Source organism: Niveispirillum fermenti (genome assembly GCF_048066175.1).
Taxonomy (GTDB): domain Bacteria; phylum Pseudomonadota; class Alphaproteobacteria; order Azospirillales; family Azospirillaceae; genus Niveispirillum; species Niveispirillum fermenti.
In genome coordinates, this window is sequence record NZ_JBLTXA010000094.1 from 1 (window position 1) to 1416 (window position 1416).

Consider the following 1416-nt stretch of genomic DNA (forward strand, 5'->3'; position numbering starts at 1 on the left):
CGTATCGCAAGGCATTGATGCAATTCAGATTAATTTCGAATCAGACTCTAATATATCTCTTTGATATATAGATTTGAGGCCAGAATACAGTAGAATACGGCTTTGCATTCTCAAAGAATACAAAAATACCTTTAACAAACAATCACTTACCAGCCTCGGTAGCTGCATCAGGTGTGATAGAAAACCCCTCCCAGTGCAAATCGATCTCCTGGTTTCAATAGCCTCCCATCGACCTTCCCCGACCTCTCCGCTTGCTGGAAGGTGGCGGGGTCTGGGGCAGCCGGCGCCTCAGAGAAAGTTCGGGGCCGCACTGGGTGTCGCCGGTGGTTCACCGTCGCCGTTCCCTGTCATCCGAACAGCCGATGCGGGTGCAGAGCCATCAGGGCTGTGGTGCCGGTTGCCTGCACTAGACGCTTCCCGCCAGTCCGGTCTGAACCGCGCCGGGATTGTCGGCGGCTCCAACTCTTGAGTAGGATGGAGCATGATGAGCAAGACAACGAACAAGTTTTCAGCTGAGGTCCGCGATCGGGCTGTTCGGCTGGTGGTGGATCACGAGCAGGATCATCCGTCGCGATGGGCAGCGGTGTCGTCCGTGGCGTCCAAGATCGGCTGTTCGGCGCATACGCTGAATGAGTGGGTCAAGAAAGCCGAGGTGGAAAGCGGCAGCCGTGCCGGTGTTCCGCTGGATGTGCTGGAGAAACTGAAGGCGCAAGAACGGGAGATCCGGGAGTTGCGCCAGGCGAATGAAATCCTGCGCAAGGCCTCGGCTTATTTCGCGATGGCGGAGCTCGACCGCCGACCGAAATGATGTTGGGCTTCGTTGAAGCCCACCGCCGGGAATACGGGATCGAGCCAATCTGCAGAGTATTGCCGATTGCCCCCTCCACCGTCCGACGGCACACGGCACGTGCGAGTGATCCGGCCAAACTACCGCCGCGGGCGCAACGCGATGCGGGCCTGATGACCGATATCCGGCGGGTGTTCGATGAGAATTTCCAGGTCTATGGGGTGCGCAAGGTGTGGCGGCAGTTGCAGCGGGAGGGCGTGCAGGTGGCACGCTGCACGGTGGCACGGCTGATGCGGGAGATGGGCCTGCGCGGCACCATCCGTGGAAAGCCGGTGAAGACTACCATTGCTGACAAGGCTTTACCCTGTCCGTTGGATCGGGTGAACCGGCAATTCCGGGCCGACCGGCCCGATCAGTTGTGGCTTTCCGATTTCACCTATGTGTCCACCTGGAGCGGCTTTGTCTATGTGGCTTTCATCATCGACGCCTTTGCACGGCGGATCGTCGGCTGGCGGGTGTCCCGCACGGCCGACGCCGGCTTTGTCCTGGATGCCCTGGAGCAGGCCCTGCATCAACGCCGGCCAGCGGGGAAGTCCGGATTGGTTCACCATTCGGACAGGGGCAGCCAA

At 59.5% G+C, this 1416-nt stretch carries 1 pseudogene and 1 other annotated feature; the pseudogene reads left to right on the forward strand.

The features are described 5' to 3' along the window. Window positions 1–484: 484 nt before the first annotated feature. Window positions 485–1416: pseudogene (locus tag ACM9LZ_RS25800) on the forward strand (IS3 family transposase); the annotation flags it as partial. Next, window positions 766–882, forward strand: a sequence feature (AL1L pseudoknot). It overlaps the preceding pseudogene by 117 nt.